This is a genomic window from Falsiroseomonas oryziterrae (assembly GCF_021864505.1).
Lineage (GTDB): Bacteria > Pseudomonadota > Alphaproteobacteria > Acetobacterales > Acetobacteraceae > Falsiroseomonas > Falsiroseomonas oryziterrae.
This window is the reverse complement of the sequence record NZ_JAKJIB010000179.1, coordinates 1-7,979: the sequence shown is the minus strand read 5'-3', so window position 1 is coordinate 7,979 and position 7,979 is coordinate 1. Positions and strand designations below refer to the sequence as shown.

7 protein-coding genes are annotated in these 7,979 nt (G+C 69.9%); 6 read left to right on the top strand and 1 reads right to left on the bottom strand.

The features are described from left to right. Positions 1 to 90: 90 nt before the first annotated feature. Complete coding sequence (gene otnI / locus L2I40_RS14425; protein WP_237215760.1) at positions 91 to 870, bottom strand: 2-oxo-tetronate isomerase; 780 nt, start codon at positions 868 to 870, stop codon at positions 91 to 93. 140 nt (positions 871 to 1,010) lie between these two features. Here otnI and L2I40_RS14420 point away from each other — a divergent pair, with 140 nt between their 5' ends. The 6 genes from L2I40_RS14420 (at position 1,011) to L2I40_RS14395 (ending at position 7,850) form a co-directional block, all read left to right on the top strand. Continuing rightward, entirely contained in the window at positions 1,011 to 2,081 is a 1,071-nt protein-coding gene (locus L2I40_RS14420; protein ID WP_237215758.1) for an AI-2E family transporter, read from the top strand. 137 nt (positions 2,082 to 2,218) lie between these two features. Continuing rightward, positions 2,219 to 3,811, top strand: coding sequence for an ABC transporter substrate-binding protein (locus L2I40_RS14415; RefSeq protein ID WP_237215756.1), 1,593 nt, complete (start codon positions 2,219 to 2,221; stop codon positions 3,809 to 3,811). Between the two features lie 64 nt (positions 3,812 to 3,875). After that, the gene (locus L2I40_RS14410) at positions 3,876 to 4,856 is read left to right on the top strand and encodes an ABC transporter permease (protein WP_237215755.1); all 981 of its coding nucleotides are present in this window, start codon (positions 3,876 to 3,878) and stop codon (positions 4,854 to 4,856) included. Between the two features lies 1 nt (position 4,857). Beyond that, on the top strand, positions 4,858 to 5,769 hold the full coding sequence (locus tag L2I40_RS14405) for an ABC transporter permease (RefSeq protein WP_237215753.1): 912 nt from the start codon (positions 4,858 to 4,860) through the stop codon (positions 5,767 to 5,769). A 1-nt stretch (position 5,770) separates the two neighbouring features. Then, on the top strand, positions 5,771 to 6,781 hold the full coding sequence (locus L2I40_RS14400; protein ID WP_237215752.1) for an ABC transporter ATP-binding protein: 1,011 nt from the start codon (positions 5,771 to 5,773) through the stop codon (positions 6,779 to 6,781). Further along, a complete protein-coding gene (locus tag L2I40_RS14395; protein WP_237215750.1) occupies positions 6,774 to 7,850 on the top strand; it encodes an ABC transporter ATP-binding protein in 1,077 nt (358 codons plus the stop codon). Before L2I40_RS14400 ends, L2I40_RS14395 begins: the two co-directional genes overlap by 8 nt. The last annotated feature ends 129 nt before the right edge of the window (positions 7,851 to 7,979 follow it).

The window sequence follows — 7,979 nt, the reverse complement described above, 5'->3', positions numbered from 1 at the left end:
AATGCGGCCCGCCGCCAGTGCGGCGAGCCAAGGCGGCGGAGCCGCCGCCGGCGCTTGAGGGCGCGCCGCGACGCGGCGCGCGTTCAAGGGTCACGCTCGATAGGGCGTGAACCAGCCGAGGCCCGCGGTGGTCTCGCCCGCCGGGCGGTACTCGCAGCCGATCCAGCCGCGGAAGCCGAGTTCGTCGATCCTGCGGAACACGAATGGCCAGTTGACCTCGCCGGTGCCGGGCTCGTTGCGGCCGGGATTGTCGGCGACCTGCATGTGCGCGATCAGCGGCAGGTGCTTCTCGACACGCTTCACCAGGTCGCCCTCGGTGATCTGGCAATGGTAGAGGTCGAACTGCATCCCGACCTTCTCCGGCCCGATCGCGTCGATGATCGCCGCGGCCTGGTCGGTCGTGTTGACGAAGAAGCCCGGGATGTCGCGGTGGTTGATCGGCTCGATCACCGGCTTGATGCCGGCCGGCGCGGCCTGCTCGGCGGCCCAGGCCAGGTTCTCCGCCAGCGTCGCGGTCAGCGTGTCGTGCTTCGCCCCGGCCGGCGCCAGGCCCGCCATGACGTGGATGCGCGGGCAGGAGAGCGCGGCGGCGTAGTCGAGCGCCTTGCGGAAGCCCTCGCGGAACTCGGCCTTGCGGTCGGGGAGCGCCGCGGTGCCACGCTCGCCCTTGGCCCAGTCCCCCGGGGGCGCGTTGAACAGGACCTGCTGGAGCCCCGTCGCCTTCAGCCGCGCGGCGATCTCGGCGGCCGGGAAATCGTAGGGAAAGAGGAACTCGACGGCCTTGAAGCCGGCCTTCGCGGCCGCGTCGAAGCGGTCGAGGAAACCCACCTCGTTGAACATCATCGACAGATTGGCGGCGAAGCGCGGCATCCTGGTGTCCCTCCTGGCTGCGACCGTGATGGCGCGCGGCGGGCGCGGCGGCAAGGGCCCGCCTGGCGGGGCAGGATGCGCCGGGGCGCCGGTTCGGCTAAGCCCGCAGGGCGGTCCGTGCGGGCCGGAGGAGCAACGGCATGGAGCAGGACCCGCTGAGGGCCTCGCGGGTGATCGGCCTACTCGCGCTGATCGGGCTCGGGATCGGCTGCTTTCTCGTGCTGCGGCCCTTCGTCTCGGCGCTGCTTTGGGCTCTAATCCTGGCCTACACGACCTGGCCCGCCTTCAAGCTGCTGCGGGAGCGCGGGCGCCTGTCGCCCGGCTGGGCAGCCAGTGTGATGGTCGCGGTCATGTTCCTGCTGATCGGCCTGCCCATCGCTTTCGCCGCGCCGACCAGCCGGGAGGAGGTGGAGGCGCTGCAACGCAGCCTCGAGAGCATGCTGACCGAGGGACTGCCCTCCGTTGCCCGCTTCCTCATCACGCTGCCGGTGATCGGACCCTACGTGGCGGATTGGTTCGCTGGGTGGGACACGACGCTGGCCGGGCTGTTCGGGACGCTCGAGCCCTATGCCGGAACGCTGGCGCAGAATGCGCTCTCCATCCTGGTCGCGGTGCTGTCGGGGATTGCCGAATTGCTGCTGGCAATCCTGCTGGCCTTCTTCTTCTACCGGGACGGCCCGGCCATGGCCGCGATGGCGGAGCGGGGGATGGAGCGGCTGGGGGGGGCGCACACCCGCCATCTGATCGAGCTGACCGGCAATGTGACGCGGGGCGTGGTCTATGGGCTGCTCGGCACTGCGGTGGTGCAGGGGGTCATGACGACCTTCGGGCTCTGGGTCGCGGGCGTGCCGCAGGCGGTGCTGCTCGGGGTCGTCGCGGGTGTGATCTCGATCCTGCCGGTCGGGGCCCCGCTGGTCTGGATCCCGGCCACCATCTGGCTCTTCGTGCAGGGCGAGTGGGGCTGGGGGGTCTTCATGGGGCTCTACGGCGCGCTCGGCATCTCCTCGGTGGACAACATAATCCGGCCCTGGCTGATCAGCCGCGGCGCCGACCTGCCGCTGCTGCTGACCCTGCTCGGCGCGATCGGCGGGGTGCTGGCCTTCGGGTTCCTCGGGCTGTTCCTGGGGCCGGTGCTGCTCGCGGTCGGCTACACGCTGCTCAAGGACTGGGCGGGCGGGGCGGGGCGGGCGCCGCCGGGTCCGCCCGGCTGACCCGGGACCCGCCCGGACGGCCATCACGGGCTTCCGCGACGGGGCGGGACGGGATATTGGCCCGGTTTCTGCTCGGCATCGAAGGCGGGCGGCCAGACCCGCGACACCGGGAGTTCCGAAGGATGCGACGATTGGGGATGGCGGCAGCCGCCGCCGTGATGGCCTTGGGCCTTGGCTTCGCTTCCCTGGCGGAGGCGCGGACGGTGCGCTGGTCCGCCTCGGGCGATCCCAACACCATGGATCCGCACAGCCAGAACGTGGGCACCGTGACGATGGTGCTGCAGCAGATCTACGATGCGCTGATCGCGCGCAACGCCGACCTGACGCTGCGCCCGGGCCTGGCCACGCGCTGGGAGCAGGTGGAGCCGACCCGCTGGCGCTTCACGCTGCGCCAGGGCGTGCGCTTCCACGAGGGCGAGGCCTTCACGGCCGACGACGTCGTCTTCTCCGTCACCCGCGCGCTGCAGCCGACCTCGAACTACGGCATCTTCGTGGACACGGTGGACCGCGCCGAGCGCGTGGACGAGTTCACGGTGGACATCGTGACCCGCGTGCCGGACCCGATCCTGCCGAACAAGTTCGCCTCCGTGTACATCATGTCGAAGTCCTGGTCGGAGCGGCACAACGCCACGCGCCCGCAGAACACCCGCGCGCGGGAGGAGATGCACACGGTCCGCAACACCAACGGCACCGGCGCCTTCCGCCTGGCCTCCCGCGAGCCCGATGTGCGCACCGTGCTGCGCCGCAACGACGACTGGTATGGCTGGCGCGAGGATGCGCCGGGCTCGGCCACGCCCGCCGGCAACGTGACGGAGATCGTGTTCCGCCCGATCGGGTCGGATGCGACGCGTGTCGCGGCGCTGCTCTCGGGCGAGATCGACTTCGTGCTCGACCCGCCGCTGCAGGACCTGAACCGGCTGCGCCAGGCGGGCAACATCCGCGTCGTGGAAGGGCCGGAGGTGCGGACCCTGTTCCTCGCCTTCGACACGTATCGCGACGAGCTGCTCTATTCCGACGTGCGGGGCCGCAACCCGTTCAAGGACCTGCGGGTGCGCCAGGCGCTCTATCATGCGATCGACATCGCCGCGATCCAGCGCACCATCATGCGCGGCCAGAGCATCGTCACCGGCACGCTCTTCCCCGAGCAGGTGAACGGCTACGTCCGCGAGGAGGATGTGCGCCTGCCGCATGACCCGGAGCGCGCGCGCGCCCTGCTGCGCGAGGCCGGCTTCCCGAACGGCTTCGGCGTGACGCTCGACTGCTCGAACAACCGCTACATCAACGACGAGCAGATCTGCCAGGCGATCGCGGCGATGTGGACGCGGGTGGGCGTGCGGACGCAGCTGAAGGCGCAGCCGCTCGCGCCCTTCTTCGCCCAGATCCAGCGCGACGACACCTCGGTCTACATGCTGGGCTGGGGTGTCCCGACGCTGGATGCGCTCTATTCCTTCCAGTCGCTGCTGCGCACGCGGGACGGCCGTCCGGGCAACGGCATCTGGAACTACGGGCGCTATTCCAACGCCCGCATGGACGCGCTGATCGACCGCATGGGCGTGGAGACCGGCGCGCAGCGCGCCGAGACGATCCGCGAGGCGCTGCGGCTCTATCGCGAGGACGTGCCCCACATCCCGCTGCATCACCAGATGATCCCCTGGGCGATGCGGTCCAACATCTCCATCCCGCATGCGGCGAACAACCAGCCGTATTTCCGCTGGATGGTCGTGAATTGAACGTCTCTTTGCCGCGCCGGGGGGCAGGCTCTTTAGGGCTGGCCCGCGGTGCGGAGGACAGCTGATGCCAGCCTTCATCATCTCCCGGATCCTCCAGGCGCTGCCCGTCATGCTGGCGGTGGCGCTGATCTCCTTCGCGATGTTCGCCTATGTCGGCGATCCGGTCGCCATCATGCTCGGCCAGGACTACACCCAGGCGCAACGCGACGCGCTGGTGCGCGACCTCGGGCTCGACCAGCCCTTCTTCGTGCAGTTCGGGCGCTTCGTGGTGAACGCGCTGCAGGGCGAGTTCGGCCTGTCCTACCGCCTGTCGCGGCCGGTGCTCGACCTCATCGTGGAACGCGCGCCGGCGACGCTGGAGCTTGCCCTGACCGCGGCGTTCCTGGCGCTGCTGGTCGGCGTGCCGATGGGCATCTACACCGGGCTCTACCGTAATTCCTGGCTCAGCCGCTTCTTCCTGACCTTCAGCCTGATCGGCGTGTCGCTGCCGACCTTCCTGATCGGCATCCTGCTGATCCTGACCTTCTCCGTCTGGCTCGGCTGGCTGCCCTCCTTCGGCCGGGGCGAGACGGTGCGGCTCGGCTGGTGGTCGACCGGCTACCTGACCTGGGGCGGCATCAAGGCGCTGATCCTGCCCTCCATCACGCTCGGCCTGTTCCAGATGACGCTGATCATGCGCCTGGTGCGCGCCGAGATGCTGGAGGTGCTGCGGACCGACTACATCAAGTTCGCCCGCGCGCGGGGGCTGACGAACCGCGCGGTGCATTTCGGCCACGCGCTGAAGAACACGCTGGTGCCGGTGATCACCATCACGGGCCTGCAGCTCGGCGCCATCATCGCCTTCGCCATCGTGACGGAGACGGTTTTCCAGTGGCCGGGGATGGGGCTGCTCTTCATCCAGTCGGTGGGGGCGGCGGACATCCCGGTGATGGCCGCCTACCTGCTGCTGATCGCGGCGCTGTTCGTGACGATCAACCTGATCGTGGACCTGCTCTACTTCGCGGTGGACCCCAGGCTGCGCATCGGCGGCGGGAAGGGGCACTGACATGCAGGCGGTGCGCAGCTTCTTCGACAGCGACCTCTGGTGGTCCTTCACCCGCAACCCGGTCACGGTCGTCTCCGCGATCGTGGCGGCGATCTGCATCGGCGGCGCGGTGCTCGCGCCCTGGATCGCGCCGCACAACCCCTTCGACCTCGCCTCGCTCCAGCTGCTCGACGCCTTCAAGCCGCCGGCCTGGGACGCGGATGGCGAGCGGACCTACCTGCTCGGCACCGACGACCAGGGGCGCGACGTGCTCTCGGCCATCATGTACGGCGCGCGCGTGTCGCTGCTGGTCGGGTTCCTCGCGGTCGTCATGTCGGTGACGATCGGGGTCACGGCCGGGCTCGTCGCCGGCTACATGGGCGGTACGGTGGATGCGGTGCTGATGCGCATCGCCGACATCAAGCTGACCTTCCCGACCATCCTGATCGCGCTGCTGATCGACGGCATCGTGCGCGCGGCGCTGCCGCGCGACGTGCATGACCAGATCGCGCTCTACGTCGTGATCTTCGCCATCGGATTCTCGAACTGGCCGTCCTTCGCGCGCACGGTGCGCGGCTCCACCATGGTGGAGCGCAACAAGGAATATGTGCAGGCGGCACGCGTGATCGGCCTCGGCCGTGGGCGGATCATGCTGACCCATGTGCTGCCCAACGTGCTCGGCCCGGTGCTCGTTATCGCGACGCTGCAGCTCGGCTTCGCGATCCTGGCGGAGGCGACGCTGTCCTTCCTCGGCGTCGGCGTGCCGCCGACGCAGCCCTCGCTCGGCACCCTCATCCGCATCGGCAACGACTTCCTGTTCTCCGGCGAATGGTGGATCACCATCTTCCCCGGCGTCGCGCTGATCGTCCTGGTGCTCTCCGTCAACCTGCTGGGCGATTGGCTGCGTGACGCCCTGAACCCGAAGCTGCGCTAGAATGTCCAACACACGGCCCCTGCTGGAGGTGCGCAACCTCCGCGTGGAGTTCCCGACGCGACGCGGCACGCTGGTCGCGCTCGACGACGTCTCCTTCGACATCCATCCGGGCGAGGTGCTCGGCGTGGTGGGCGAGTCCGGCGCCGGCAAGTCGATGACCGGTGCCGCGATCATCGGCCTGCTCGAGCCGCCGGGGCGGATCGCGGGCGGGACGATCAGCCTCGCCGGCCGGCGCATCGACAACCTGCCCTACAAGGAGATGCGCACCGTCCGCGGCCGCGAGATCGGCGCGATCTTCCAGGATCCGCTGACCACGCTGAACCCGCTCTACACCGTCGGCCGCCAGCTGGTGGAGACGATGACGACCCACCTGCCGATCGGGCCGGGGGAGGCGCGGAAGAAGGCGATCGAGTGGCTGGAGCTGGTCGGGATCCCCGCCGCGGCGCAGCGCATCGACAGCTACCCGCACGAGTTCTCCGGCGGCATGCGGCAGCGCGTGGTAATTGCGCTCGCGCTCTGCGCCGAGCCGAAGCTGATCGTGGCGGACGAGCCGACCACCGCGCTCGACGTCTCGATCCAGGCGCAGGTCATCGCGCTGCTCAAGACACTGGCGCGCGAGAAGGGCACGTCGATGATGCTCGTCACGCACGACATGGGCGTGATCGCCGAGACCGCCGATCGCGTCGCGGTCATGTATGCCGGCCGCATCGCCGAGATCGGCGCGGTGCGCAACGTGGTGAAGCACCCTTCGCATCCCTACACGATCGGCCTCATGGGCTCGATCCCGCCGATCTCGCACCGGCTCGAGCGCCTGCAGCAGATCGAGGGCTCGATGCCGCGGCTCTCCGCCATCCCGAAGGGCTGCGCCTACAACCCGCGCTGCCCGCATGTCTTCGACCGCTGCCGGAGCGAACGGCCGGAGCTGATCCCGGCGCGCGACACGCAGGCGGCGTGCTGGCTTTACGATCCCGCATCGGGGACGCAGGCGGCGGAGGTGCGCGCCGATGCCTGACATGATCCCCGCCGCGGACACGCGGCCGATGCTCGAGACGCAGGACGTCGCGCGCTTCTTCGACGTCTCGCGCCCGCTAATCCAGCGGCTGCTGGCCGGCGAGGGCAAGCGGATGCTGCGCGCGGTCGATGGCGTCAGCTTCTCGATCCCGAAGGGCACCACGCTGTCGCTGGTGGGCGAATCCGGTTGCGGTAAGTCCACCGTGGCGCGGCTGGTCGTCGGGCTCTATCGCCCGACGCGCGGCACCGTGATCTTCGACGGCCAGGACCTCGCGCAGGCGCGCGCCGACAGCACGCAGCGCCGGCGCATGCAGATGATCTTCCAGGACCCCTACGCCTCGCTCAATCCGCGCTGGCGCGTGCGGGACATCATCGCCGAGCCCATCCGCGCCTTCGGCCTGCTGAAGACCGATGCCGAGATCGAGGCGCGCGTCGCCGAGCTGCTGACCCATGTCGGCCTCTCGCCGCTCGACGGGCAGAAATACCCGCACGAATTCTCGGGCGGGCAGCGGCAGCGCATCTCGATCGCGCGCGCGCTGTCCTCGAACCCGGAATTCCTGGTCTGCGACGAGCCGACCTCGGCGCTCGACGTCAGTGTGCAGGCGCAGATCCTGAACCTGATGAAGGACCTGCAGCGCGAGCTGGGGCTGACCTACCTGTTCATCAGTCACAACCTGGCCGTGGTGCGGCAGGTGAGCGACCGCGTCGGCGTGATGTATCTCGGGCGGGTGGTCGAGCTCGCCCCGGCCGAGACGCTCTTCACCACGCCGCGGCACCCCTATACGCGCGCGCTGATGGAGGCGATCCCGGACCTCGACATGACCGGGCGGCAGCGCATCCCGGTCGGCGGCGAGGTGCCGAGCCCGATCAACCCGCCTTCGGGCTGCCCCTTCCATCCGCGCTGCCCGCTTGCCAACGACCGCTGCCGTGCGGAGCTGCCGCAGCTGATCCCGGCGCGCGACACGCCGGAGGCGGTGGTGGCCTGCCATGCCGTCGAGGAAGGGCGGGACGGCGGGCCGATGCCCGGCGTCGCCCTCGCGGAAACCGGAGCGGCCGTCGCGGCGTCCTGACGGGCGGTTCGTTCCGCCCGGAGGCCCGCCATGCCCATCCGCTGCGATGCCGTGCTGCCGCGCCGGCGCGTGCTGGTCCTGTCGGGCCTTGCCGCCGCCCCGCTTTGCGGCTGCGGGCCGCAGCATGCG

Coding starts and splice junctions, on each gene's coding strand:
- otnI (WP_237215760.1), bottom strand. CDS start 870: ATGCCGCGCTTCGCCGCCAATCTGTCGATGATGTTCAACGAGGTGGGT.
- L2I40_RS14420 (WP_237215758.1), top strand. CDS start 1,011: ATGGAGCAGGACCCGCTGAGGGCCTCGCGGGTGATCGGCCTACTCGCG.
- L2I40_RS14415 (WP_237215756.1), top strand. CDS start 2,219: ATGGCGGCAGCCGCCGCCGTGATGGCCTTGGGCCTTGGCTTCGCTTCC.
- L2I40_RS14410 (WP_237215755.1), top strand. CDS start 3,876: ATGCCAGCCTTCATCATCTCCCGGATCCTCCAGGCGCTGCCCGTCATG.
- L2I40_RS14405 (WP_237215753.1), top strand. CDS start 4,858: ATGCAGGCGGTGCGCAGCTTCTTCGACAGCGACCTCTGGTGGTCCTTC.
- L2I40_RS14400 (WP_237215752.1), top strand. CDS start 5,771: ATGTCCAACACACGGCCCCTGCTGGAGGTGCGCAACCTCCGCGTGGAG.
- L2I40_RS14395 (WP_237215750.1), top strand. CDS start 6,774: ATGCCTGACATGATCCCCGCCGCGGACACGCGGCCGATGCTCGAGACG.